The organism is Gemmatimonas sp. (assembly GCF_046594945.1).
Taxonomy (GTDB): domain Bacteria; phylum Gemmatimonadota; class Gemmatimonadetes; order Gemmatimonadales; family Gemmatimonadaceae; genus Gemmatimonas.
The window spans coordinates 40,849-66,551 of the sequence record NZ_JBKJRB010000175.1 but is presented as its reverse complement, the minus strand read 5'-3'; the positions used below and the strand labels follow the sequence as shown (position 1 = coordinate 66,551).

The following is a 25,703-nucleotide window of genomic DNA, read 5'->3' as shown; positions in this document are numbered from 1 at the left end:
CAATCGCCGCGGCTCGCCTCCTACTGCATGAAATCGGCGATCGTCTTTGAGAGCGTGGTATCGTCCATCGTGTCATCCCACCCCGGCGCCACCAGTGCGATCACCCGTTCCGCACCCGAATTGCACTCGATGGCCACGGTGTCGGCGGGCAGCGCGGCGGCCGCGTCACGTTGATCGACCGGCACTTCAGGCAGTTCGAGGCAAATCCATGTGGTACCGCGCGGGTCGCGCACTGTTCGCATCTGGGCTCCAGGCCACTGGGAGTACTCGGGGGACGCAAAATGTTTGCACGAACAATGACGCGTGATGAGGGCGAACAACGACGACAACATACCCGGAGCGGGATTCGAACCCGCACGTCCTTTTGGGACAGGAGATTTTAAGTCTCACGCGTCTACCGGTTTCGCCATCCGGGTATCGCGTCGTCGTGTTCTCACCACCGCCCCGCGCGTGTGCTGGTGGGAGCATAGCGCGCCCTGCCGTGCTACGCAAAACGGGAGCGCCGAAGCGCTCCCGTTGGCGAACCATCGTTTGCCCGTACCTACACTCAGAGCGGGAAACGGGACTCGAACCCGCGACCCCAACCTTGGCAAGGTTGTGCTCTACCAACTGAGCTATTCCCGCACAGATCGGATTTTAGTGGCGTAGCCCAAGCCGGACAAGCGTCGGGGATCAATCAGGCGCGAAGTCCCAGTGCGTGTGCGGCGTACCAGACGGTGTGGGCCAGCAAGCCGGCCAATGCGGCGTCACCCCCGTTGCTGATCGCCCGACCCTCGGCATCGACGAATTCGGCGGCAATACCGTTGTCGAGCGGCGCGCGCCGAAGCCATGCGAGTACCTCCTGCGCCTCCGGGCCGAGCAGCCGTGCGATCTGCGGCAGCAGCGACGAGGCCGACGCCTCGGGGGTGGTGCCTTCGGTGCGCAACGCGCGGACGGACCGACGATAGAGGGAGTCGTCCCGATCGAGCGCCTCATACAGCGGCAACCACAGGAGCGACCCGACCGCATCGTCATCGAGCGACGCGTTGCCCGTGAGGTCGACCGCGACCGCCAACCGAGCTTTCTCACCACGATCGACTGCGAAATGCCGACGGATTGCCGCGCGGACGGCGGCGGGATCTTCCACGCCGGCCGCCGCCTCCTCGTCGAGCGTGCGACGGAACACATCGAGCGCAAGCGCCACGACCGCATTGCCGTGCAACGTAAAGGGATACTTCGCCGGCGCCCCGGACGGCATCACTTCAGTTGAATACAGCGGGACCCGCGCATCGCGTCGTGCCGTGATGTCTTCCGAGGCCAGATAAAGCGTGTCCGCCACGACCGGATCCTCGACGATTTGATCGTCCTCCGAGTCGCGGATGTAGCGATCGGTGGCGATGGCGAACGCTGCCGGACCCTCGATGCTGAACCCGGGCTGGAATAGTGTGCCGTCGATATAGTGCACGCCCTGCCCCGGCGCGTAACCGTGTAGCTCGCAAACGCGGACAAGCAATTCGCGCGCGAGGCCGGTGTCCGCCAACTGCACGGCGGGCAATGTCCACATCAGCGCTTCCCAGTCGCGCACCGTGCAGCCCATCGAGTGCCAGGGGGCCCGCGACCGAACGAGGTAGTAATGCGCATCGTCGAGCCCGCGTCCCACACCGTAAAAATAGGCAAAAAGCAAATTCCGGTTCACAATGCGATCCATCACGTCGCTTCCGGTCGTCTGCTCGAGCGCCGAGAGCGCTTCGCGCGTGGCCGTCAGCAGGGCACGCCAGCCGCGGCGACGCAGTACAGCGACGGTGGCCTGCGCCCCATCCCGCTCGGGACCGACGGCGATATAGAACGCGACTTGCACCGCGCCATTCGCCGGGGCTACCAGCGATCGGCGTATGGCAAACGGCCGCGAATCGCCCGACGCCGCCGCGGGGACCTCGAGCGCCGCGGGACCATCGCTACCGATCGCGATCGCCGCGAGTCCCGGAATCGCGGCGCCCTCAAGCAACAACACCTCATCTGGACCGACGCTGACGAGATGGTCGTCGTCGAACGGCCGCGGCGTCCGCACGCGCTGCTGGCGATGGCCCAGGGCGCCCTCGAGCGCGATCTCCAAATGCACGTCGTTCGCGCCGCGATTCTCCACCGCGAAGCTGTAGACCGCACCGGCCATATCGGCATCACGGCCATACGGCGCAAAAATAGTCCCCCGCACCACGAGGGATCCGATCGCGCAGGTAAAGGTCGGTAGCCACCCCACGGCTCGCTCCCAAGCGATGCCTTCGGCCGCCAGCACCACGACGTGTCCATCAACACGCAACACCGGGCCCATGAGCGGGGTACCCTTCCCCGACATGAACTCGGGCGATCCGGCGAACTCAATCGCGGCCCGCGCCCCACGATGCAGCACCCCGAGCGCATGAATGGCGCCGTCCGTCGGGTTGATGCACGGCAGGGTCAGCCAGTGGTTGCCGGTAAGTTGCCAAGGGACAGAAGGAATATGCACAGCACGCTCTCGATTGACGGGACGGGGGGTTCGTTGACGCCTCCACTGATGAGGGCTAATCTAGCCGGTTCGGCGCACGACGCTTCTGACCGACGCTTGACGCTGGCGTTGACAGGACACGATCTGCTTCACCTCGCACACGACAACTCGCCTTGGCCTCTCACCGACTGCTGACCGCGCCTGGTCTCGCCGCATCACTTCGTACGTTACTCGCTGTCAGCGTGCTACTTGGAGTCGCGGCGGCGCGGCCGAGGGAAGCGAAGGCGCAAGCTGTAGCTGGGCTCGGCGATGATGCGATTCCCTTGCCGAAGGGAAGCAAGCGGTTCCTGATCTCGGGGCTGTGGAACGACTGGGACGCCGTGTATGCGCCGTCAGCGAACGGCGGCTCGAACAAGAGGCCGCTGTTTGCCACGTTGAACACGACGCAGGCGGGCGTCGCGGTCTTCCCCCAGCTCGTTTCCGCCGAGGCCGGGGTGCGCACGCTCACGGGTCAACCCGCGTTTGCGCTCTCGCTCGGCGCGCTCGATGCCGCTGGCGAGGTTCGTCAGAGTATCGCCCCGCTGGGGCTCAGCGTGGGCATTTCGCGCCGCCTTTCACTGCGGCTGCTGGTGCCGTACGTGGAGTCACGCGACGTGTCGCAGCTCCTGTTGAACCGCGTCGGGTCGACGGCCAACGTCGGCATGAACCCCGCGTTTGTCACGGGCACCGGCGCCGCGGCCCGCTCCAAAAACGGCGCCCTGCTCTCGCAACTTGATCTCGCGCGGACGCAGCTTTCAGCCGAGATCACCCGCTGCGCATCGCCGACGGCCACCGGATGCGACGCGATCCGTGCGAATGGGGCTGCCGCGCAGGCGCTGCTCGTGCGCGCGGGGACAACGCGCACGACCATCGCGTCGGTGTACGGCGACGCCACGACCGGCGGGGCGCCAGTGGTACCGATCGAGAACGGCAGCGCGCAGGCCGCTGTGCAGACCACGATCGCGACCCTCCGCAGTGAGTTTGCCGCCTTCGGCGTGACCACCATCATTGCCGGTGCTGCTCCGGCTGGTGCGACCACCGTGTACGGACCGGGCGGCATGACGCGAATCGTCGGCGATACCGCGTGGAAGCTTGGCTACCGCCGATTTGGGAACACGCGTCGCGCGGGCATCGGCGACATCGATTTCACGGCTTCGTATCTGTTGTTCGATAGCTTCGCCGCGAGCCAGGTGCGTCGCCTGTTGACGCCGTCGCGCGGTGTGCGCAGCATGCTTACGGCCGGCTGGCGTTTCGGCACCGCCGGCGCCGACCGCACCGACGATCCCTTCGATATCCCAATCGGCGACGGTGCCAACGCCCTTCTCGTGCGCAGCACGACAGACCTTGTGCTCACGCGCTCATTCTGGGTAAGCGCCACGGTGCGCGCGGTCAGGCCCCTGTCCGACGAGGTCGCCGTCGTCCTTCCCTTTCGCAATGACGCGAACGTGTTTGATGCGGTGACCGTGGGCACGACCACGCGGTCCCTCGGCACACGACTCGAACTCGAACTGGCACCGCGTCTGTCGATCGGGCAGTTCTTCGGCATTTCGGCCGCGTATCTGGCGCGCCGTTGGGGAGCTGATCGATACCAGAGCGGCGCCCCCACGTCCAGTACGCTCCTCCTGAGCGACTTCGAGATGGAGCCGCGCACGGTGCACGCGGCCGCGTTCGGAGTGAGCTTTTCGACGCTGGCGAGCTACGTGCGGGGACGCTCGCGTTTTCCCGCCGAAGTGATTTACTCCCACACGGTGTCGCTGTCGGGATCCGGCGCAGTACCCGCGGTCACGAGTGACCGGCTCGAACTGCGCGTCTATACGGGCTTTCCGCGGCGTTGACGAACGGGGGTGGTGACCGCCGTTTCACTGTCCTCGTCCTCACCGCGTGCTAGCAGTTCGCGCGCGTGCGCCCGACTGACTTCGCGATCGGCGTCGCCACCGAGCATGCGCGCGATTTCAATCACGCGTCGCTCTTCGCGAACGAGCGTCGTGTCCGCCGTAGTCACCGTGCCGATCGCACTCTTCCGCACGACCACGTGGTGATGCGCGCGCGCGGCGATTTGCGCGAGGTGCGAGATCGCAAGCACTTGATGGTGTTTCGCGACGCGATGCATCAACGCACCAACCTGCCAGGCGACGGCGCCGCCGATGCCGGCATCGACTTCGTCGAACACGAGCGTCGGCACCTGCTGCAGTCGTGCCAGCACGGTACTGAGGGCAAGCATCACACGCGCGAGTTCGCCGCCCGATGCGAGGCGCCCCAGTGGACGCGCCTCGCTTCCCGCGTTCAACGCGGCAACGAAAGTCACGTGCTCCGCCCCGAACGCCCCGACATGATCGATCGGTGTGAGCAGCACCTGCAATCGTCCCTCGGGCATCCCGAGCTCGGGCAGCAACTGCGTGACGGCGCGCGCCAGTTGCTGCGCACCAGTCTGCCGGCGGCGCGTCAGCTCCGCCGCCGCCTCGTTCAGCGCCCCTTCGGCGGCGGCCCGAGCGTCACCGATGGCAGCCAGATCGAGCGTGCCTCCGTAAACCAGATCGAGTTCGGCACGCGCCTCGGTTCCAGTGTCGATCACTTCCTGTAGCGTCGGACCGTGCTTTCGCATAAGCGACAAGAGCTGATCCCGACGCCGCTCCAGCGTGCGTAGCCTCGACGGATCGGCTTCGATCGACTCGGCGTACGTTTCGAGTTCGCGCCCGAGTTCATCAAGTGCATACACCGCTGCGTCGAAGCCGAGCTGCCATCGACCCGTATCGGGATCGATCCGCTCGAGTGTGACCAGTGCGCGTCGCACCGTGGCCAAGCGCGTCAACGCGGCACGCTCGTCACCGGAAATCGCGGTTGCGGCCTGCGCGGCTAGCGTCTGCAGCTCTTCGGCGTGCGACAGCCGACGAATCTCGCCATCAAGCGTGTCGTCTTCCCCGACCACGGGATTCGCCTCGTCGATTTCGCGCGCCACAAAGCGAAGATAGTCCGCGCGCTTGGCCGCATCCTGACGACGCGCCTCGAGCTCGCGCTCGCGGGTGCGCAAGGCACCGAGCTGCGCGTGCGCATCGGCGACGCGCGCGCGCGCCTCGAGCGCACCGGTGAAGGCATCAAGGACATCACGCTGATGCTCGGCATCGACCAGCTGTCGCGAATCATGCTGTCCGAGCACGCTCACCAATCGCGCGCCGACCTCGGCAAGGACGGCGGCCGTCACTGGCGATCCATTGATCCACGCGCGCGAGCGTCCGTTACTTCCAATCTCGCGTTTGAGCACCAACGTTTCATCGTCGGCGTCGATCCCGCGTTCGTCGAGCATCGTCCGCAGCGCGGGCATGGCCCCGGGTTCAAACACGCCCTCGACGGTTGCTTTATCGGCGCCGCTGCGCACGCGATCCGTGGCCGCGCGCTCGCCGAGCAGCATGCCCAGCGCCCCGACGATCAGCGACTTCCCGGCGCCCGTTTCACCCGTCAACACGTTGAGCCCCGCGGCCAGCGGTAAGACCACCGTATCGATGACCGCCACATTGCGGATGCGGAGCTCGACGAGCATGCCCTACCTCCTCAAATGGTTTCGCCGTCGCGCTCGGACAATCCACCCCACCCAAGTTTCCGGCGCAATCGCGTGAAGAAAGTGGTGCCTGGGAAGCGAACGATTTGCACGGCGTGGCGCGCCTTGCGGACCACCAGCGTCTCGCCACCGGTGAAGGTCGTGCCTACCTGTCCGTCGATCGTCACCAAAAGTTCTTCCGGCCCATCATCGGCACGCACCTTGACCTCGACCTGTGGCGGGAGCACGAGCGGCCGCATGGCCAGCGTATGGGGCGACACAGGGGTCAAGACAATGCTCTCCACTGTGGGTACCACGATCGGTCCACCCGCGGAGAGCGAATATCCTGTAGAGCCGGTCGGCGTCGAGACGACCAACCCATCGGCGGAGTACGAACCGATCGCTTCGTCATCGACGAACACGGTGAACTTCACGACGCGCGCGAATCCGCCCTTGTGCAGGACGACGTCATTCAGCGAAAGCCACCGGCACCGTTCGACGCCATCGCGGTTGAGCGTACAGGACTCGAGCGCCATGCGCGGTTCCGACACGAAGTCACCGGCGGCGAAGCGTCGCACCCCGGCTTCGAACTCGTCGCCGCTGCACGCCGTGAGAAAACCCAGTCGACCGAGATTGATGCCGAGGATCGGCACGGTGCGACCGTTCAGAAACCGCGCGCCACGCAACAGTGTCCCGTCCCCGCCAAGCGTGAACAAGGCGTCGACTTGTTCAGGCGTCTCGAGCTTCCCGCCCTCCTCCGCGATTTCCCACAGATCGTTCTCGAACAGGAGCGTCAGACCGAGTTCAGGCGCGATATCGAGCAGCGTGCCGAGGATCGCGGGAAGTTCGACGTATCCTTTATGACCAATGACGCCGACGCGCATCAACCGGCGAGTGCTTCGGAGTCATGCAGAGCGCGCACGCGATCGGCGATACCGGCCGGATCGAGTCCGAGTGACGAGAGTTGCTTCTGGCGCGGCGCCGAATAAATGATGCGATCGGGCACACCATGCACCGCCGTGCGCACCGTCGGCGCCTGTCGATGAATGACCGCACTGATAAACGCGCCGAATCCATTCACGACCGTGCCCTCCTCGACGGTGAGCACGTGCGTGTGGCTCGCGAGAATCGCGTTCAACGTGACTTCGTCGTACGGCTTAAGGTAGCGGCAGTTCACGACGGTGACGTCCAGACCGTCGGCGGCGAGCAGGTCGGCGGCGGCCAGCGCCTGATTCACCATTGTCCCGACGGCGAGAATCGCGACGTCGCGGCCATGGCGAAGCACTTCCCACGTGGCATACGGTGTGGCGGCGATTTGCGACATCTCGACCGGAACATCCGGCGACGCATCACGCGGATAGCGAAGCGAGAACGGTCCGTCGGTGTGTTCCACGGCGGCGCGCAGCAGGCCGAGCATCTCGGTGCCGTTCTTCGGTGCGGCAACTGTCATGCCGGGCACAGTGAGCATGTAGGCGATGTCGTACAGCCCCATGTGCGTTTCACCATCCTCACCAACGAGTCCGGCGCGATCCATTGCGAACACGACCGGGAGCTTCTGCAATGCGGCATCGTGAATGATGTTGTCGTATCCTCGCTGCAGGAACGTGGAGTAGATTGTCACGATGGGCCGCACACCGCGGGTGGCCAAGCCTGCCGCGAATGTAACACCGTGTCCTTCGGCGATGCCGACATCGAAGAATCGATCGGGGAAGGCCTTCGCAAATGGCGCCGTACCGGTACCGGTCGGCATGGCGGCCGTGATCACCGCGATGTCCTTCCGTTCTTCACCGAGTTCGACGAGCCCCTTGCCATACACGGTGGTGTACGCTGGATTCGCCGTCGAGACGGCCAACTGCTTGCCGGTGGCCGGATCGTGGCCAGGCGGAAGCGCATGCCACTTCTCGCCGTGATCGCCGGCGGGAAACCCTTTGCCCTTCTTCGTGATCACATGCACCAAGCGCGGCGTGTTCATCCCGCGCACCGCGGTGAACGTCTCGAGCAGCGCGTCGAGGTCGTGACCGTCGATCGGGCCGAAGTAGCGGAAGCCGAGCTCTTCGAACAACACGCCCGGTGTGAGCAGCGACTTCACGCTCTCTTCCCACTTCCGCACCAGCGTGCTCACGCCCGCGAACGGCGCCGGCGCGTTATCGACGATCTCTCCGATGCGCGACCGCAGCCGGTTGTAGAGCGGATTGCGCTGAATGCTGGTGAGATACTTGTGCATGGCACCAACGTTCGGCGCGATCGACATCTCGTTGTCGTTGAGCACAACGATGATGTCACGATCGGAATGCCCCGCGTTGTTGAGCCCTTCGTACGCCAGCCCCGAGCCCATCGAGCCATCGCCGATGATGGCGGCCACTTTGAACTGCTCACCCAGCACGTCACGGCCGGCCGCCATACCGAGCGCCGCAGAAATCGCCGTCGCGGCGTGCCCGGCGCCAAACGTGTCATACTCGCTTTCGGTGCGCTTGAGAAAGCCCGAGAGTCCACGTTCCTGCCGCAGCGACTCCATCTCCGAGTTGCGCCCGGTGAGCAACTTGTGCGGGTAGGCCTGATGTCCGACGTCCCACACCAGCTGGTCTTTCGGCGTTTCGAAGACAGTGTGCAGCGCGATCGTCAGCTCGACCACGCCGAGGCCCGCCCCAATGTGTCCGCCGGTACGCGAGCAGACATCGATGAGCCGGTCGCGCATGTCCTGCGCGAGCGTGCGCAGTTCGTCGCGCGACAGGCCACGGAGATCGGCGGGTGAGTTGATGCCTTCGAGAATGGACATAACGGAGTCTGGAGTACGCCGCGTGAGACGACCGCGGCGGTCAGGTACGACGATCAAGGATGGCGAACTGGGGAACTGCAGCTTCACGGACTGAATACACCAGCGTCTGCCTACGAGCGCCGTTCAACGATATAGCGAGCCAACTGGTCGAGCGTCGGGGTCAGCAGACCCTCGTCGGCCAGTGCCCGACATCCCTCCTCAACCAACGCCACCGCGCGCTCAATCGCTCCAACTACACCTAGCAGCGCTGGATAGGTGCTCTTATGCAGGGCGATGTCGCGACCGGCCGTCTTTCCCAATTGATCCGTTGTCGCCGTGATGTCCAGTACGTCGTCGGCAATCTGGAACGCGAGCCCGATCGCGGCGCCGTACTGTGCCAGCGCGAGCCGCCGAGACGGTGGAGCCAACGCGGCGCGGGCCCCCAGTGTGACGGCGGCCATGATCAACGCCCCGGTTTTCAGGCGGTGCACCCGCTCCAGCGCATCGAGCGTGAGGTGCACGCCTTCGGCCTCCAGATCGAGCAGCTGACCACCGATCATTCCGCCCGCACCGGACGCGTCCATCAGATCGCGCACGATGTCGCCGGCGACGGTGTCGGAGAGACTCATCGCCTTGGCGGCATGCCAAGCGCTGCGGGCCGCCATTGGCACCATGGCCAGGCCGGCAGCCGTCGCAACGGGTACGCCGTACACGCGATGCACGGTGGGACGACCACGCCGAACGTCGTCGTCGTCCATACACGGCAGGTCATCGTGCACCAGCGAGTACGCGTGGACGACTTCGACCGCGGCGGCGAGATCTCTGGCATCACCGGTGCCACCGCAGGCGCGGTAGGCTTCCATGAGCAGGATCGCGCGCAGTCGCTTGCCCTCCCCCAGCAGCGAGTAACGAATCGCCTCCGCCGTCAGCGGGGCAATGTCGCCGAGCCACCGTGCGCAAAACGCGTCGAGCGCCTGCTGCACCGCCGCGCGCTCAATCGCGAAGGAAGGGGCGGACGTTTCGGTGCTGGTTCCAACGGGCGCCATGGCGCTAGCCACCCAGCTCGACGACTGAGAACGAACCATCGGCCGCCTCGACGAGCTGCTGCACACGGGCGTCGACCGTTTTGAGGGCCCCGCCGGCCGAGCGCAGATGAGTGATGCCTTCCTCGAACAGGCGCAGGGCTTGCTCAAGATCAACGTCGTTGCGCTCGAGCTCACGCACGATCTCCTCCAGGCGGGTCAGTGACTGTTCAAAGCTCATACGCCCTCCTCAGATGGAAACCCCGGAACCGGTGCGGGGAGTGGACGCCCCGCACCGGCCGTCGCCGAAACGATGCCATCCCGGAGCCAGAGATCAAACGGGGCGTCTGGAACGAACTGATCCCGTCCGCTCAAAGTAGCGCCGTCGGGCGTTCGCGCTACCGCAAACCCTCGGGCCAACGTGCCCAAGGGCGAGAGCGCGTTCAGCTGACCGGCCAACGATTCCACGCGAGACCGACGGCGCTCTACAACTCGGGTCGCCGCCAATACTAACCGCTTCTGCACCTGAGACAGTGACGCGATCGCGCGCTCCTCGCGGCGCCGGGCGGCGGCCGCCAGTCGCTTGCCGAGCGAATCCACGCGGGCGATGACCTCTCGACGCGACGGCACCGCCAATTCGGCCGCGGCAGACGGCGTCGCTGCCCGCACATCGGCGACCAGGTCGCAGATGGTGACGTCGACCTCGTGACCGACGGCAGAAATCGTCGGGATAGGACAGCCGGCAAGCGCTCGAGCCACACGTTCGTCGTTGAACGCCCAGAGATCGTCGCGTGCGCCGCCGCCGCGCCCGATGATGAGCACATCGGCGTCGTGCCACCGGCTCACGCGCTCGATCGCCGCTACGAGCGATTCCGGTGCCCCTTCCCCCTGCACCTTCGCCGACACGATCACGATCTCCACGTCCGCACTGCGGGCCCGCGCCACGGTGATAATGTCGTGCATGGCGGCGCCATCCGGGCTCGTGATCACGGCAATCCGGCGTGGAAACGCCGGCAACGCGCGCTTGCGGGCCGGATCGAGCAGCCCGTCCTTCTCGAGGCTGAGCCGCGTACGTTCGAGCGCTCTCCGCCAGAGGCCATCTCCTTCGGCTTCGAGCGCGCGTACCGAAAACTGCAGATCGCCGCGCACTGGCCAAACGGTCATTTGGCCGTAGGCGAGCACCTGCATACCGTCGTCCGGGGGGGCCGGAATGCGCTTCGCTGCCGAGCTCCAGATCACGCACTTCACCTGCGCTTCGGCGTCACGCAACGCGAAATACCAGTGACCGTTGCGGTGCGCCTTGAAATCGCTCACTTCACCGCGCACCCACAGCGGCGGAAATGCGCCTTCGATCAGATCCTTCGCCGCGCTCGTGAGCGTGTGCACGGCGATCGCCGATTCCGGCGCACTGCCCGGCGCCTCTTCGGAAGGGACCGGCGGTCCGTAGCTCTGTGATCCGCTGGTGCGGCGTCCGGCCACGCGACTCAGCTCAGCGTGCGTTGAGCGTGCGTTCAGCCGCACGCACGGTGTTGCGCAACAGCATCGCGATGGTCATCGGTCCGACGCCGCCGGGAACGGGCGTGATACGCGACGCGACCTCCACGGCGCTCGCGAAGTGCACGTCACCACACAGTCGACGGCCTCTGGCGCGCGTCGCATCCGGCACGCTATTCATGCCCACGTCGATCACCACCGCGCCGGGCTTGATCATGTCACCGGTGATCATCTCGGCGCGACCAGCGGCCACGATCAGGATATCGGCGCGACGCGTGTGCGACGCCAGATCTTTCGTGCGGCTGTGGCAGATCGTGACCGTCGCGTCGCCGCCGGCGCGCGCCTGCACCAGCAGCGCTGCCATCGGCTTCCCAACGATGTTGCTGCGTCCGACGACCACCACCTCTGCGCCGCGCGTATCGACGCCGCTGCGCAACAGCATTTCGACCACGCCCGCCGGCGTGCAGGACACGAAACCGTCGGTGTGACCGATCAACAGCTTCCCGACGTTTTCAGGATGAAAGCCGTCAACATCTTTGTCGGGCCGTATGTGCCGGATAACCGTATCAGGATCGATGTGCTTCGGGAGCGGCATCTGTACGAGAATCCCGTGTACCGACACATCGCCATTGAGCTGCTCCACCAGCGCGAGCAAGTCCGCCTGCGTCGCGTCGGCCGGCAGACGAATCGTGCCACCAGCCATGCCCGCCTCGCGGGACGCCTTCTCCTTTGCTCCCACGTAGGTCGCGCTGGCGATATCGTCGCCAACGAGCACCACTGCGAGACCGGGGACCACACCGCGCTCGCGCAGGGCGTCCACGTCACGCGCAACATCCCCTCGGACGGCCGCCGCGATCGCCTTTCCGTCGATCAGTTCAGCGCGCAAAATCAACCGCCCGGCTCTCTCGAATGACCACAACCTTGATCTGGCCTGGATACTGGAGCTCGGACTCTATTCGACGCGCTATCTCTTCCGAGAGCGCCGTCATGCGCGTGTCGTCGACCTGTTCCGGCGTCACCACGACGCGCACTTCGCGACCGGCCTGAATGGCGAACACCCGCTCCACGCCGCGGTAGCTCGAGGCGATCTTCTCGAGTCCTTCGAGCCGCTTGACGTATGTCTCGAACGCTTCGCGCCGCGCGCCTGGACGCGACCCGGAAATGCTGTCGCCCGCCTGCACGAGCACCGACACTTCACTTTCGTGTGGCACGTCGTCGTGGTGCGCGGCGATACAATTCACCACCAGCGGATTCTCGCCGTACTTCGTGGCCACTTCGACGCCGAGCTGCACATGCGTGCCTTCGTGTTCATGTGTGAGCACTTTGCCAATGTCGTGCAACAGCGCCCCTCGCTTCGCGAGGGCGACATCGAGCCCGAGCTCGGCCGCCATCATACCGGCCAACCACGCGACCTCTTTGGAATGCGCGAGGATATTCTGCCCGTAGCTCGTGCGCCACTTCATACGACCGATGAGCTTGATGAGCTCCGGATGCAGGCCGGCCACCCCCACGTCATAGGCGGCTTGCTCGCCTGTTTCGATGATCGCGACTTCGACTTCCTTGCGGGCCTTGGCGACGACTTCTTCAATGCGACCTGGGTGGATGCGCCCGTCACTGACGAGCTTCTCGAGCGCGAGCCGTGCCGTCTCGCGACGGACCGGATCGAAGCAGGAGACCACCACGGTGTCCGGCGTGTCGTCGATGATCACATCCACACCCGTCGCCAGCTCAAAGGCTCGGATGTTGCGGCCTTCCCGACCGATGATGCGCCCCTTCATCTCATCATTGGGTAGCGAGACGGCCGACACCGTGGTCTCGGCCGTCGTCTCGGCAGCCACTCGCTGCACGGCGAGCGCCACAATCTTTCTGGCTTCTCGATCGGCATTGCGTTTGGCCGACTCGCGAATCTCGCGAAGACGGCTGGCCGCGTCCGCCAGTGCTTCGTCTTCCAAGCGACGAATCAACTCGGCTTTCGCCTGATCGGCGCTCACACCGGCGAGCTGTTCGAGCTTGTGTCGTTCCTCAGCGATGAGCTTGTCGAGTTCCTGCTCTTTCGAGATCGCCACCGACTCGCGCCGACCAAGTTCGGAGCCACGCCGCTGGACTTCCTGTTCGCGGCTCTCCAGCGAATCGCGGGCGCGATCAAGTTGCGATTCGCGTTCGAGGACACGCTTCTCCTCGCGTTCGAGTTCGACCCGACGCTGCCGCACATCCTGTTCATGCGAGTCGCGAAGCTGGAGCACTTCTTCCTTTCCCGCGACAATAGCGCTGCGCCGAAGCGTCTCCGCCTCGCGCTTCGCGTCGTCGACCACGCGCATCGCGCTTGCTTCGGCGACGAGGAGGGCTCGCTGCTGCTCTGTCGTCTCTACCGCACGCCACGACTGCCGTCCGACAACATATGCGACGACAGCCGCGATCAACCCAAGGGCGCCAACTAGCGCCGCTGCGGGAATCTCGCCCATGAGGATATATGCTCCACCGCGGCTAAGCGCGGGTTCTTGATCGTTTTCCAGCAGATCTATCGTGCGCACGGCACGGGCGACTATCACGATGCGCCGCGGCCGGCGGAGAGGGAGCGACCTCCGCTGCCGCGGCACAGGGGTGCGCGCATGCCGTTGACTTTCAGAACGTACGGACGCGCCGAGAGGCCCGCAACGGGGAGCAGCAGACCGCTGCTGCTCCGCTTGCTCGTTTCGGCGGTCGATTCGATTCGCCCGTCAGACCGGATGGCCGTCCTCGCCACGCTTGGCGGGCGGAAGCAGCGGGCGAATGTCCGATGCCAGCTGCCGAATGTCGGCCGTCAGCGCTTCCATGGCGGCCCGCTCGCGAAACAGCTCGTCGGTGATCTGGAGGGCAGCCAGGATCGCCGCCTTCTGTGTTTCCACCGTGGATCCGGCGCCCATGATGGCCCGAATGGTCCGGTCCACGTGGTCCGCCACCGACTTGGTGTGCTCGGGCGATGCCTCCGTACGAAGCGTGTACTCCTCACCGACGATCCGGACCTTCACCACCAACTTGTTATCGATCACCGGTCCGCCCCGTGTCCGATTTGCTGGCGGAGAAAGCGTAGGCGCTCGCCGAGCTGCGCTGTTTTCTCCCCCGCCTCGGTCAATCGGGCGCGCAGTCGTTCATTCTCCCGCGACAGTTCGCTTTCGACGGACTGCGGCGTAGCGGCCTCAGCCGCCGCCGTGAACGCCGACTGGACCCGCGCCACTTCAGCATTGGCCAGCTCGGCCGTTGCCTTCAACTCTTGAACCTTGGCATCCAGCAATGCCCGCGCCTGATTCGTGCGCTGCCCGTCGGCCCGCACCTCGATCAGGGTGCCGTCACGCTCAGCCACCAACTGTTCGAGCTCGCGGGTACGCGACTCGGCCGACAGCGCGCGTCGGCGGTAACCCGCCAGTTGGTCGCTGAGGTTGCGGACCAGCGTATCGAGTTCGCGAAACGCGGCGGTGTCAGGTCGCACGTGGACGGATACCGAGTTCCTTGTCGAGGAGATCCAGCAGGCGGGCGCGCCGACCTTCGATTTCCTTGTCTCGCAGGGTGCGCTCCGGATGCCGGAACGTCAACCGCCACCCAAGACTCCGATGAGTCGCCGGTACGCCGGCCCCGCGGAATTCGTCAAATAGGCTCACCCGTTCCAACAGCTCGCCACCGGCAGTCCGCAGGGCCTGCTCCACGGTGGCGGCGTCGACGCTGTCCGGCACCAGCAGGGCAAGATCGATTTCGACGGCCGGCGTGGTCGGCAGTCCCTGGAAGCGGATGCCGGCCGAGGCGGAAGCCTCCCGTGCGAACGGGGCGGCATTATGTCCGTTCGTGCGAGGCGGCGCGACATCGGCCGAAGTCATGACGCCGAGCGTGACCTCAAGGCCGAACGCTTCACTGGCCCACACCGGACGATCGAGCGCAACCGTCTCCACTCGCCCAACGTGGCCGAGGCCGTCAACGGCGAGCGTCCAGATGGAGGGCGTGGCACCAGCCGACAACGTGGCAGCCTGGCCGGGGAATGCCGCCGCGAGCACCCGTCCGGCGATTTCCTTTGCGTCCCACAGGTCGAACGCGGGTGGTTGCGGTTCGGTGAAATGCGCCGGACGACGACTGCCCATGATCAGTGCTCCCACGTGCACTTCCTCTCGCGGGAGTCGAGCTGACGTGCCGAGAAAGACGTTGCCGATTTCGAACAGCCTGAGGTTGCCCTGCATGCGCGTGAGATTGTACTCCGCGCGACGGGCGAGCGTGTCGAGGATCGACGCGCGCAGGAATGGCTCGTCGTCGGCCAGCGGGTTTCGCACCCGAGGCGTGTGTTCCTCGCCCGTGCTGGTGAAGGGCATCGGTCTAGTTTCGGCGAGTCCCATGCCGACCAGCAGATCGCGTACGCGCCGACCCGCGAGATGCAGCGGGTGATCCGGCGCATTTCCCGGCCGGAACGGACGCAGCTCGTCGGGGAGGCTGTCGAATCCGACCAGTCGCGCGACTTCTTCAATCAAATCCACTTCGAGGAGCAGATCGTGTCGCCACGTAGGCGGAGTGACCACCAATCCGTGCGCATCCTCCACCACCGTGCAGCCGAGTGATTCAAGACGATGCCGAATCTCCGACGGGGCGACGACAACGCCAAGCACGCGCCCGAGGCGTGACGGGCGCACGGTCACCACGCTTCGCGACTGCCTAGGTTCACCAACGTCGATGAATTCGACGACCTGACCACCGGCCACCTGCGTAATCAACGTCGCCGCCGTGCGCGCGATATCGAGCGTGCGGCCGCCGTCCACTCCACGTTCGAAGCGATACGAGGCGTCGGTGGAAAGATTCACGGCGCGACGCACACGCCGCACGAAGCGTGGTTCGAACACGGCAACTTCCAGCAGCACGTCGGTGGTCGACGCGGTGACTTCGCTGTCGAATCCACCCATCACGCCGGCCAGTGCCACCGGACGGTCCCCGTCGCAGATCACCGTCGTGCCGATCGCCAACGCGCGCGTCGTGCCATCGAGCGTCACGATCGATTCACCTTGAATGGTGGGCCGCACCACGATGCCCTTGCCGGTCAACTTGGCGAGGTCGAAGGCGTGCACGGGCTGTCCGAGTCCGTGCAGCACGTAGTTGGTGGCGTCGACTACGTTGCTGATGCTGCGCTGTCCGATACTCTCGAGACGCTGACGCAGCCAATCGGGACTGGGGCCGACCTGCACGCCGGTAATGACCGCAGCGATGTAGCGCGGGCAGCTCACGGCATCATCGATTCGCACCGTGGCGTGCAAGCCAGCGGCATTCGACGGTGCACTATGCACCGGCACGTTCACGGCCGTCGGCGCGATGTCGGCCGGATGCGCGGTCATCGGCACGCCGAGCACCGCCGCGATCTCGCGCGCCACGCCAAGATGCGACAGCAGATCCGGACGGTTCGGCAACACGTCGAGATCGAGACGCGCATCGGCGAGCGGGAGCACGTCGAGCAACGGCGTACCTGGATCCGCGTCCGTCTCGAGCGCGAGGATGCCGTCGTGTTCCTGCCCGAGGCCAAGTTCACGTGCTGAACAGAGCATGCCATTGCTCGTCTCACCGCGAATCTTACGCTTTTCGATTTTGAGCCCGCCGGGCATCAGCGTGCCGGTGCGCGCGAAGGGATACTTGGTGCCCACCACGACATTTGGCGCTCCACAGACGACATCAAGCAGCAGGCCGCTGCCGTCATCGACTTTGGTGACCCACAGATGATCGGAGTTCGGATGCCGTCCCGCTTCGACCACCTGTGCGACGACGAACGACGCCAGTTCGCCACCGAGACGCTCGAGGTTGTCGAGCGTCACACAGTGGCGACTGAGCGCGTCGCCGATGTCTTGTGCGGAGCGCGTGTGGGGGACGAACTGCTTGAGCCATTCATGAGAAACGATCATCGAGCGAACTGCTCCAGGAAACGGACATCTGAATCGTACAGGACGCGGATGTCGCTGATGTTGTAGCGCGACATGGCAATGCGTGCCGGCCCCATACCGAACGCCCATCCGGTGAACTGCTCACTGTCGAGGCCAGCATCCTCGAGCACATGCGGATGCACCATCCCGCAACCAAGAATCTCGACCCAGCGCAACCCCTTGCCGTCGTTCAGATCCACTTCAACATCCATCTGGGCGCCGGGTTCGACGAACGGGAAATACGACGGCCCGAAGCGGACGCGACGCGAGGCGCCGTAAAACCGACGCGCAAATTCCGCGAGCGTCGCCTTGAGATCCACGAATGAAATGCCTTCGTCCACCGCGAGTCCTTCGAGCTGCATGAAGGCCGGTGCGTGCGTGGCGTCGAAGAAATCGCGGCGATACACCTGTCCGGGCGCCAGCACGCGGACCGGCGGCTTGTAGCGCTGAAGCGTGCGCACTTGTACCGGCGACGTGTGGGTGCGCAACAACGTGTCCGGTCCGAGATAGAGCGTATCGTGCAATTCCATCGCCGGATGATCGGGCGGGAAATTCAGCGCACCGAAGTTGTACCACTCCGTTTCGGCTTCCGGACCGAGCGCGATCGTGAATCCAAGCTCACGGAAGATCTCGCAGATTTCGTCGATCACGAGCGTGACCGGATGCAACGAGCCGCGCCATACGCCACGCGCCGGCATCGTCGTATCAAACGTCGGGGACCCGGTGGCCGAGGCCTGTCGTGCCACGAAGACATCGAGGGCCTCCTGAATGCCCGCTTTCAGCGTATTGAAAGCGGTACCCGCGGCACGGCGATCGTCGGCCGGCAGTGCACGCAGCGCCCCTTGCAGGGCCGCGAGTCGGTCGTCCTTGAGCGCGTTCAACAGCCCCTTGGCGACATCGAGGCGGGTGTCGGGTTCGAGCCCGTCAAGGAGTGCGCGTGCGTCCTGCGCGAGGGCATTCGCTTGGGCGAGATACTCGGAAAGTTGCACGAGACGAAATCGGAAATCGGGGGATCGCGACGGATGGCGGAGCAGGTCCGCCGCGGAAACACGAAGGGCCGGCATCGCGTCGATGCCGGCCCTACAACTTAACCATGAACGGCGCGGCCGCTCACGCGTTGTTGCCCATGTTCGTTACGCGGCGGCCGACTTGGTTTCGATCGCCTGGCGAACCTGTTCGGCGATGAGCGTAAAGGCCTCCGGTTCGCGCACGGCGAGGTCGGCGAGCACCTTACGATCAATCTCGATACCAGCGGCGTGGAGGCCGTTGATGAACACGCTGTACGACATGTCATGCAAGCGGGCGGCAGCGTTGATACGCACGATCCAGAGGCGACGGAAGTCGCGCTTTTTGTTCTTGCGATCGCGGTACGCATAGCGCCAGCCACGTTCCACGGTTTCCTTGGCGGCCTTCCAGAGCTTGGACCGGCCACCAAAGGCACCTTTGGCGTGCTTGAGGATCTGCTTCTTCCGCTTGAGGCGGACGACGTTCGATTTTACGCGGGGCATAGTAGGTCCTCAGGCCAGGATAAGACGCTTGATACGCTTCACTTCGCCGTTCGTCTCGACGATGGTCGGACGGCGGAGGTTCCGCTTACGCTTCGACGTCTTCTTGGTCAGGATGTGGCTCTTGTAGGCTTTCAGACGCCGCACCTTCCCCGATCCCGTCACGGTGAAGCGCTTCTTGGCGCCGCTGTGGGTCTTCATCTTTGGCATATTCTGCTCACGGCTACGGTCAACCGCTCCGATGCGGAAGCGGCCCTGCATGTGATTACGCGCTGCCTACTTCGGCGCGAGAATCATCGTCATCGATTTTCCTTCCATGGACGGCGCGCTCTCGATCTTTGCAAGATCGGTGAGCTCCTGCGCCACCCGATCGACCACCTGTCTGCCAAGCTCAGGATGGGCGATCTGTCGACCGCGGAACATCAGCGTCACCTTCACCTTGTTGCCTTCCTCGAGGAATCGCCGCGCATGGCGGGTCTTCGTCTCAAAGTCGTGATCATCGATGCCCGGTCGGTACTTGACCTCTTTCAGATGAATCACATGCTGCTTCTTCTTCGCGATTCGCGCCTGCTTGGCCTGTTCAAACTTGAACTTCCCGAAGTCCATAATGCGGACGACGGGCGGCCGCGCGGCAGCCGCCACTTCGACGAGATCCAGCCCTTGCTCGACTGCCTGGGCGAGCGCCACGTCGACTTCCATGATACCGAGCTGACTTCCGTCGGCGCCGATCACGCGAACGGGGCTGATCCGGATCTGCCGGTTCACCCGTGGCGGACGCTTCGTCGAATCCTGAATAAACCGTGCTCCAGTAGAAGAAACAGAAAACGCGAACCCCTGAAGGAGTCCGCGTCGCACACCATCTAGCCCCCGTTCGACACCCACCACGGGCGCAAACAGGAGACACGGTGTCGATCGACTCCAGCAGCACACCTCCGCAGGACTGAGCCTGACTTGAGGGCCGAAGGGTGGGACCGGCGTCGCTGCCGGTCCGCTTCTCAATTATGAAGACGGAATCGCTCCCGCTCTCGAACTTGCCGAAAAACCGTTACGGCAGGGATAACCTCAGAAACCTAGACGCTCAACGCGCCGCGTCAAGGGGTACCACCGGTTCCGCGCGCCATTCCCCGTCTTGGACTCACTCTGCCAGGCGGTAGCTCTTGCCGTCGTGCATCACCCGACCGAAACCTACCGTGGCGTCGTGCTCGAAGATCAGGAGCCAGTCGTCCCGCAGGGCGTCGGCCAGCAGCGCCCGTTTCGATTCGAGCGTCACCAGCGGCTCCACGTCGTACCCCATAATCCACGGCAGCGGCAGGTGGTGCGAGGTGGGGACGACGTCTCCTAGAAAGCACGCTGTCTCGCCGCCGGACTGCAGGATGACGCTCTGATGGTATGGTGTATGTCCCGGCGTCAGGCGCACGGAGATCCCCGGCACAATCTCCCGGTTGCCCGTGATGAAATCGAAGCGGTCGGCCGCCACGATCGGTGCCCAGTTCGGCCCGAAGTAGCTGGCGGAGGTCCGCTCATTCGGGTGCTCGGCGTAGGCCCGCTCGCCCGCCTGCACGACGAACCGCGCCTTCGGAAATGCCGACTGCACTTCACCGGCCGCATTGCGCCACGTGTTCCCACCCGCGTGATCGAAATGGAGATGAGTGTTGATCACGAGACACACGTCGTCGGGCGTATATCCGGCCTCGCGGATGCCATCTTCGAGCGCCGTACGCCCGTCGGTCCCGTCGTTCTCCACGCCGTAGATCTCGTGAAACTTCGGGTTCTCCTTATTTCCCAGTCCGGTGTCGATCAGCACGAGGCCGTCATCATGCTCCACCAGCAGACAGCGCATGCCCAGGGGAATACGGTTCTTGTCATCGGCCGAAAGGCGTCGTTCCCAGAGGGTCTTGGGCACAACGCCAAACATGGCACCTCCGTCGAGACGCTGGCCGCCGGCTTGAATGGCATGGATGCGCCAGCGGCCCAGGGTACGGGAATCGAGCAACGGATGTGGGAAACTCACGCGATGTAGTCCTCGGAAGCAGGAAGCGGGAACGCGCGGCGACGGCGATCGCTCGCGGTCTGCCGACGTTTAGCCGACGGCGTTGACAGCATCGTCTCGAGTGCGGGCCAGGAACGCACGCCCTCATTCTCGGCCATGCGCAGCATCCGAACGAGCGCGTGCGCGGTCGCGACCGCGTCGCCCTCGGCACGGTGTCGCGCTTCGATCTCAATGCCGAAGTATCGCGTAACATGGTCGAGCGACTTGCGCGGCAAGCCGGGCAGCAGGACACGAGCGAGCCGGACAGTGCACAGCTTCGGCCCCGCCAGCCGGTGGCCGATGCCGCGATCGAGTTCGTCGCCCACGAAACGCCAGTCGAAGGCCGCGTTGTGTGCGGTAAACACGTGGCCGGCGAGTCGATCGACTACGGCTGGTGCGATTTCTCGGAACGTCGGCTTATCCCGCACCATCTCCCCCGAAATTCGCGTGAGCTGCGTGATGTACGGTGGGATCGGACGCTGCGGATTGACCAACTGCGCGTACACGTCGACCACTTCGCCGCCACGCACCTGCGCGACGGCGATCTCGGTGATTCGATCACCGGCCACGGAGCTCGTCCCGGTGGTTTCCACGTCGACGACGGCGAAGTTCACGTCGAGCAGCGAGCCCGGCTTCCCGTCGTTTGCCAGCTCGTCCGACGGCGTGGCGGTGGTCGCCGATCGGAGTGCCCAGTGCCCGCTGGGCAACCGGACGAACTCAGGATGGCTTGACAGCAGGGCGACCGCCATGCGCTCGGCGGCGTCGACCTGCAGCCGGTCGACTCGGCAGACGTCGCACATGAGGGTGACCGGGTCGAGCGGACCGGACGCCAATCGCTGGGCGGCGCGCGCCGAGAGCGTCGTTGGGCGAGACATATGGGGGAAGATAGCGATCAGCCTCAGCGCCGCTGGTAAATCATGCGCGAGCGGTCTAACTTTGTGAAGAATTTCACAAGCCACCGACTCTGCCGTGAAACGCATCGCCGATTCGACCGTCCGACGCCTCTCGATGTACCTGCGGTACCTCGAAGATCTTGACACTCAGGGCCAGCAAACGGCCTCCAGTGACGAGCTCGCACATCTCTGTGGGACCACCCCGGCGCAGGTTCGAAAGGACCTGTCGTTCTTCGGGTCCTTCGGGAAGCGAGGTCTCGGCTATCCCGTGCATGAGCTGACGGCACACCTTCGGGAGATTCTCGGGCTCGAGCGGGAGTGGAAAGTCGTGATCGTGGGCGCCGGCAAGATTGGCGCGGCGCTGGCAAACTATCGTGGCTTCCGGCAGCGCGGCTTCAAGATCGTGGGCGTTTACGACAACGACCCGTCGAAGATCGGCCAGCCGTGGGGTGAGGCCATCGTGCACGACATGGCCGACCTCGCGCACGACATCCAACGTGAAGAAGTCCCGATCGCCGTGCTCGCGATCCCGTCTGACGATGCGCAGGCGGTCGTTGACCGACTCGTCGGCGCCGGCATCCGGGCGATTTTGAATTTTGCTCCGACGCAGATCACCGTACCTCCGCACGTCTCACTCAAGTCGGTGAACATGGCGATGGAACTCGAAGGGCTGTCGTTTGCCCTTACGAACGCGATGTCGGGTCAGAGTGTGGCGTAAGCACACGCACCAGCCGTGCGAAATCGGCGGGCGTGAGTGTTTCCGGTCGTACTTCGTTTGGCAGTCCCGCTTCCTGCAGCACGGCCGCCGCGCGTGCGGCATCGAGTGATGCGACGGTGCGCACCACGCGAATCAGCTGTTTCCGGCGCAAACCGAACGCCGCCAGTACGAAGCTACGAAAGCGCGCTTCGATCTCGGGCTCGACCGATGGCACCGCGCGCGGCGTCACGCGCACCACCGCCGAATCGACCGTGGGCGGCGGATTGAAGGCCGATGGCGGAACGCGTCGCAGCATCTCGACGTCGACGACGGCCTGCAGGTTGACGCTCAGCGCGCCGTACGTCTTGTCGCCCGGCGGTGCCGCCATGCGCTCCGCGACTTCCTTCTGCACCAAATACACGGCCACATCGGGACGCGGCAGTTCGAGCGCGTGAAAGATGATCGGCGTCGTGATGTAATACGGCACGTTGCCCACCAGCACATACGGACCACTCGCGAGCGTCGGTAACGACACGGTCAGCACATCGGCCTCGACGATCTCCACGTGCGGCATGTCGGCGTATCGGGCGCGTAGATGCTGCACCAGATCCCGATCGAGCTCGATGGCGATCACCCGCCCGGCCCGCTCCACGAGGCGATCGGTGAGCACGCCGCGTCCCGGTCCGATCTCCACGACCGTGCGACCCTCGAGCGGTCCGAGCGCCTCAACGATGCTCTCGAGGACGCGCGCGTCCTTGAGAAAGTGCTGACCGAATCGCTTTCGCGCGGCGGGCAGTGCACCGTCGGGCCGCGGCGGGCGCGCGCCGCGCGTGCCAAATCCGTGTTTCTGACTCACGAGCGTTCCTCGAATGGACGATCCACGATGACGGCGGCGAGATCGTCGCGCAGCGCCGTCCGGCGCGTGTGTGATTCAACCTGTGCGAACAAGCCCTCGAGCATCGTCTCCGGCGATTCGCCGTGGGTCATCGTGGCGAGCATGTCGAGGACCGCACCTTCCCCGAGCCGCTGATCGCGCGCATCGCGCGCATCGGTGATCCCGTCCGTGAATAGCACCAGCCGGTCGCCGCGACGCCAGGACATCACGCACTCCTCGATCGGCGCATCGCTGAAGCCGATGGGTGGCACGACGGCGGCGAGTCGCACGCACTGGCCATCAGCGCCCACACGAAACGCGTGCGGATGACCAGCGTTGGCGAAGCGTACTTCGCCGGCCCGCGTATCGATTACCGCATAGCACATCGTGATCGACATCTCGGTGGAGGAGAGTTCGTCGTCGAGAGACCGCCGAACCGCGTCAAGCGCGATGGAGGGATCGAAGGCGGCCTGCACGTGAATCGCGGCGGCGCTGAGCGCGAGCGCCATCACGAGCGCCGACTGATACCCGTGACCCGACACGTCGCCGATAAGAACACCGGTGCGATGGCGGTCGAGGCGGGCCAACAGAAAGAAATCGCCTCCCACACTTTCGGCGGGCACCAGTCGAGCCGCCGCCCGCGCCTCGGGGCCGACGACCGCCGGCTTGGGCAGCAGCTTGAGCTGCAGATCGTGGGCCAATTGCATTTCCCGAACCAGCTGCTGCCGTTCGACGGCAGCGCGCACGAGCGACGCGTTGTGCATGGCCGTGCCGATCTGGGTACCCACGGCCACCGCCAGCTTGCGATCCCCGGCACTGAACGGCTGTCCGTTCGCGCGTCCGCCCAGCACGAGCACACCGAGGGGTACTGGCGTGCGCGGCTCCACCGCATTGCCGCGTCGGATCGGAATCTGATGCGTGCCGGTGATGCCGACACCGGTGCTGGGGCGCGTGATCGCCACGGCCATCAACGCGCCACCGCGCACCGTCAACACGGGATCGGCCGCGCGCGCGGCCGCCCCCTCGTCGGTAATCGCGCCGGCACTGCTGTACGCCGTTACCGCGATATGGCCCATCTGATCCAACGCAAGGCTCGGATATTCCACGTCGTCGAGACCGAGGGTGGCGATCGGCGAGAGCATTCCTGTGGTGCGATTGTTCTGTAGGAAAACCGCGCGCGTGGCTCCCACCGTGACGGCCAGTTCGCGCAGCAACGTGTCGGCGACATTCTCCACCGACGTCGTACCGCCCAGCAGCTCGCCGATCGCATACAGCAGGCTGATCTCTTCGTAACGCTCCACCAGTTCGCCGGTGGCGCCATCGCGTTCGCGCGTCAGCCGGCGCACCTGTGGCACGAGGCGCGCCAAGAGCCGGTCGGCATCGGGCGAGTGACCCGCTTCCACAAAGAGCCAGGCGACGCTCTCACTCGTGGTGACCAGCTGCGCGTGCAGCCCCTGCGACTGTGCCCAGGCGATCGCATCCCAGGCTCCGACACCCGCTTCGGTGGCAGCCGCGAACGAAGCCGACGACGTCCCGAGGAGCATCGGTGATCCATCTTCGCGTCGTTCCCAGATGACCGCCTCGCGTCCGGTGGCCTCGAGAAACGCGGCCAGGAGCGCAGCGACCTCGATCATGTGCGGTGGAGAATCAGGCGGATGCAGTGCCCGGACTCGGCGTCGGGCCCCGCGCTTTCCACACGGTCCATCAGCGATCGCATCAGGAACACGCCTCGGCCATCCTCGCGCTCGAACCAGTCGGCCTCATCGGGACTCTGTGCCAGCGCCGAGAGGTCGAATCCCCCGCCCTCATCGGTGACGTCGACACGCAGTGACTGCGTGTCGATGGCAACGCTCACCACCACCGAGCGTGACCGCTCGCTGCGATTGCCGCGCAGCATGGCGTTGGCCAGTGCTTCGGAAATCGCCACCGGCACATTGAGCTGGCAATGGCGTGCCGAAAAACCGACGCTCACGCACAGAGCGACAATCGTCTCGACCACCGGCTCAATCAGCGACAGATCCGACGCCAACGTCCACCGACGCGTGATCGATGTCGATCGGTCGGACGCGGGGCGCGGCGCAGAGGGGCCGGTCATGGGATCCGCCGCGTCCCGCACGGATCGCGACTTGAGGCGTGTCGCCACGCCGTCAGCGCGCCGCGAGCGCGTCGGCCCGGGTTGCGTAGAGTGGGAAAAGCTGGTCGAGTCGCGTGAGTTCGAAGAGCGTCCGCAGATCATCATTGAGCCCCGCGAGCCGCAAATCGCCACCGGCATCACGCACCCGCTTGCTGAGCGAAACCAGCGCACCCAACCCTGAGCTGTCGATATATCCCGAACGCGTGAAATCGATGACGACCGTGCGGGCGCCCTGCTCGACGGCATCGAGGATCGCCTGCTTGAACTCCTGGCGATTGGTCACCACCAGCTGCCCCTCCACTTCCACCAGGAGCACATCGTCGTTCTGATCCAGAATGAAGCTCATAAGGCGC

General features: G+C 65.1%; 25 protein-coding genes and 2 tRNA genes. 2 read left to right on the top strand and 25 right to left on the bottom strand.

Going from position 1 to position 25,703, the window contains the following annotated elements; all coding sequences use genetic code 11:
• Window positions 1-20: 20 nt before the first annotated feature.
• From ACLL97_RS21705 to ACLL97_RS21690, 4 genes are all read right to left on the bottom strand, one after another.
• Window positions 21-242 (bottom strand): hypothetical protein, encoded by a 222-nt coding sequence (locus ACLL97_RS21705; RefSeq protein ID WP_411282569.1) that lies wholly within the window; start codon window positions 240-242, stop codon window positions 21-23.
• Between the two features lie 89 nt (window positions 243-331).
• A tRNA-Leu gene (locus ACLL97_RS21700) sits at window positions 332-416 on the bottom strand.
• 135 nt (window positions 417-551) lie between these two features.
• Window positions 552-624: transfer RNA gene (locus ACLL97_RS21695), tRNA-Gly, on the bottom strand.
• 52 nt (window positions 625-676) lie between these two features.
• On the bottom strand, window positions 677-2,482 hold the full coding sequence (locus tag ACLL97_RS21690) for a hypothetical protein (RefSeq protein WP_411282568.1): 1,806 nt from the start codon (window positions 2,480-2,482) through the stop codon (window positions 677-679).
• Between the two features lie 152 nt (window positions 2,483-2,634).
• Between ACLL97_RS21690 and ACLL97_RS21685 the strand changes: the two genes are divergently transcribed.
• A complete protein-coding gene (locus ACLL97_RS21685) occupies window positions 2,635-4,335 on the top strand; it encodes a hypothetical protein (protein WP_411282567.1) in 1,701 nt (566 codons plus the stop codon).
• Here ACLL97_RS21685 and recN read toward each other — a convergent pair.
• From recN to ACLL97_RS21600, 17 genes are all read right to left on the bottom strand, one after another.
• Complete coding sequence (gene recN / locus ACLL97_RS21680; protein WP_411282566.1) at window positions 4,311-6,035, bottom strand: DNA repair protein RecN; 1,725 nt, start codon at window positions 6,033-6,035, stop codon at window positions 4,311-4,313. The two genes, ACLL97_RS21685 and recN, sit on opposite strands and share 25 nt — an antisense overlap.
• 11 nt (window positions 6,036-6,046) lie before the next feature.
• On the bottom strand, window positions 6,047-6,916 hold the full coding sequence (locus ACLL97_RS21675; RefSeq protein ID WP_411282565.1) for an NAD(+)/NADH kinase: 870 nt from the start codon (window positions 6,914-6,916) through the stop codon (window positions 6,047-6,049).
• Window positions 6,916-8,808 (bottom strand): 1-deoxy-D-xylulose-5-phosphate synthase, encoded by a 1,893-nt coding sequence (gene dxs / locus ACLL97_RS21670; RefSeq protein WP_411282564.1) that lies wholly within the window; start codon window positions 8,806-8,808, stop codon window positions 6,916-6,918. The genes ACLL97_RS21675 and dxs overlap by 1 nt, the downstream gene beginning before the upstream one ends.
• 110 nt (window positions 8,809-8,918) lie before the next feature.
• The gene (locus ACLL97_RS21665) at window positions 8,919-9,833 is read right to left on the bottom strand and encodes a polyprenyl synthetase family protein (RefSeq protein WP_411282563.1); all 915 of its coding nucleotides are present in this window, start codon (window positions 9,831-9,833) and stop codon (window positions 8,919-8,921) included.
• Between the two features lie 4 nt (window positions 9,834-9,837).
• The gene (gene xseB, locus ACLL97_RS21660; RefSeq protein WP_411282562.1) at window positions 9,838-10,050 is read right to left on the bottom strand and encodes an exodeoxyribonuclease VII small subunit; all 213 of its coding nucleotides are present in this window, start codon (window positions 10,048-10,050) and stop codon (window positions 9,838-9,840) included.
• Window positions 10,047-11,288, bottom strand: a complete 1,242-nt coding sequence (gene xseA, locus ACLL97_RS21655) for an exodeoxyribonuclease VII large subunit (protein WP_411282561.1) — start codon at window positions 11,286-11,288, stop codon at window positions 10,047-10,049. Before xseA ends, xseB begins: the two co-directional genes overlap by 4 nt.
• A gap of 10 nt (window positions 11,289-11,298) precedes the next feature.
• Complete coding sequence (locus tag ACLL97_RS21650; protein ID WP_411282581.1) at window positions 11,299-12,189, bottom strand: bifunctional 5,10-methylenetetrahydrofolate dehydrogenase/5,10-methenyltetrahydrofolate cyclohydrolase; 891 nt, start codon at window positions 12,187-12,189, stop codon at window positions 11,299-11,301.
• Window positions 12,179-13,765, bottom strand: coding sequence for a ribonuclease Y (gene rny, locus ACLL97_RS21645; RefSeq protein ID WP_411282560.1), 1,587 nt, complete (start codon window positions 13,763-13,765; stop codon window positions 12,179-12,181). Before rny ends, ACLL97_RS21650 begins: the two co-directional genes overlap by 11 nt.
• A 255-nt stretch (window positions 13,766-14,020) precedes the next feature.
• Window positions 14,021-14,332 carry a cell division protein ZapA gene (locus tag ACLL97_RS21640; RefSeq protein WP_411282559.1) on the bottom strand — a complete coding sequence of 104 codons (312 nt, stop codon included), beginning with the start codon at window positions 14,330-14,332 and terminating at the stop codon, window positions 14,021-14,023.
• On the bottom strand, window positions 14,329-14,769 hold the full coding sequence (locus ACLL97_RS21635) for a hypothetical protein (protein ID WP_411282558.1): 441 nt from the start codon (window positions 14,767-14,769) through the stop codon (window positions 14,329-14,331). The genes ACLL97_RS21640 and ACLL97_RS21635 overlap by 4 nt, the downstream gene beginning before the upstream one ends.
• Window positions 14,759-17,200: a phenylalanine--tRNA ligase subunit beta gene (gene pheT / locus ACLL97_RS21630; protein ID WP_411282557.1), complete on the bottom strand. Its 2,442-nt coding sequence runs from the start codon at window positions 17,198-17,200 to the stop codon at window positions 14,759-14,761. Before pheT ends, ACLL97_RS21635 begins: the two co-directional genes overlap by 11 nt.
• The gene (locus ACLL97_RS21625) at window positions 17,197-18,207 is read right to left on the bottom strand and encodes a phenylalanine--tRNA ligase subunit alpha (RefSeq protein ID WP_411282556.1); all 1,011 of its coding nucleotides are present in this window, start codon (window positions 18,205-18,207) and stop codon (window positions 17,197-17,199) included. The genes pheT and ACLL97_RS21625 overlap by 4 nt, the downstream gene beginning before the upstream one ends.
• Window positions 18,208-18,351: 144 nt before the next feature.
• Window positions 18,352-18,726 (bottom strand): 50S ribosomal protein L20, encoded by a 375-nt coding sequence (gene rplT / locus ACLL97_RS21620; protein ID WP_411282555.1) that lies wholly within the window; start codon window positions 18,724-18,726, stop codon window positions 18,352-18,354.
• 9 nt (window positions 18,727-18,735) lie between these two features.
• Window positions 18,736-18,933 (bottom strand): 50S ribosomal protein L35, encoded by a 198-nt coding sequence (rpmI, locus tag ACLL97_RS21615; RefSeq protein ID WP_411282554.1) that lies wholly within the window; start codon window positions 18,931-18,933, stop codon window positions 18,736-18,738.
• Window positions 18,934-18,999: 66 nt separating this feature from the next.
• Entirely contained in the window at window positions 19,000-19,518 is a 519-nt protein-coding gene (gene infC, locus ACLL97_RS21610) for a translation initiation factor IF-3 (protein WP_411282580.1), read from the bottom strand.
• Window positions 19,519-19,858: 340 nt separating this feature from the next.
• On the bottom strand, window positions 19,859-20,734 hold the full coding sequence (locus ACLL97_RS21605) for an MBL fold metallo-hydrolase (protein WP_411282553.1): 876 nt from the start codon (window positions 20,732-20,734) through the stop codon (window positions 19,859-19,861).
• Window positions 20,731-21,627 (bottom strand): PolC-type DNA polymerase III, encoded by an 897-nt coding sequence (locus ACLL97_RS21600; RefSeq protein WP_411282552.1) that lies wholly within the window; start codon window positions 21,625-21,627, stop codon window positions 20,731-20,733. The genes ACLL97_RS21605 and ACLL97_RS21600 overlap by 4 nt, the downstream gene beginning before the upstream one ends.
• Before the next feature lie 94 nt (window positions 21,628-21,721).
• On the opposite strand from ACLL97_RS21600, the gene ACLL97_RS21595 reads away from it, so the two are divergent.
• Window positions 21,722-22,363: a redox-sensing transcriptional repressor Rex gene (locus ACLL97_RS21595; protein WP_411282551.1), complete on the top strand. Its 642-nt coding sequence runs from the start codon at window positions 21,722-21,724 to the stop codon at window positions 22,361-22,363.
• Here the strand turns inward: ACLL97_RS21595 and rsmA are convergent.
• The 4 genes from rsmA to ACLL97_RS21575 are packed head-to-tail and all read right to left on the bottom strand — an operon-like array spanning window position 22,329 to window position 25,696.
• On the bottom strand, window positions 22,329-23,198 hold the full coding sequence (gene rsmA / locus ACLL97_RS21590) for a 16S rRNA (adenine(1518)-N(6)/adenine(1519)-N(6))-dimethyltransferase RsmA (RefSeq protein WP_411282550.1): 870 nt from the start codon (window positions 23,196-23,198) through the stop codon (window positions 22,329-22,331). The two genes, ACLL97_RS21595 and rsmA, sit on opposite strands and share 35 nt — an antisense overlap.
• Window positions 23,195-24,850 (bottom strand): PP2C family protein-serine/threonine phosphatase, encoded by a 1,656-nt coding sequence (locus ACLL97_RS21585; protein ID WP_411282549.1) that lies wholly within the window; start codon window positions 24,848-24,850, stop codon window positions 23,195-23,197. Before ACLL97_RS21585 ends, rsmA begins: the two co-directional genes overlap by 4 nt.
• Window positions 24,847-25,311: an ATP-binding protein gene (locus ACLL97_RS21580; RefSeq protein WP_411282548.1), complete on the bottom strand. Its 465-nt coding sequence runs from the start codon at window positions 25,309-25,311 to the stop codon at window positions 24,847-24,849. The genes ACLL97_RS21585 and ACLL97_RS21580 overlap by 4 nt, the downstream gene beginning before the upstream one ends.
• 52 nt (window positions 25,312-25,363) lie before the next feature.
• Window positions 25,364-25,696, bottom strand: coding sequence for an STAS domain-containing protein (locus ACLL97_RS21575; protein WP_411282547.1), 333 nt, complete (start codon window positions 25,694-25,696; stop codon window positions 25,364-25,366).
• Between the last annotated feature and the right edge of the window lie 7 nt (window positions 25,697-25,703).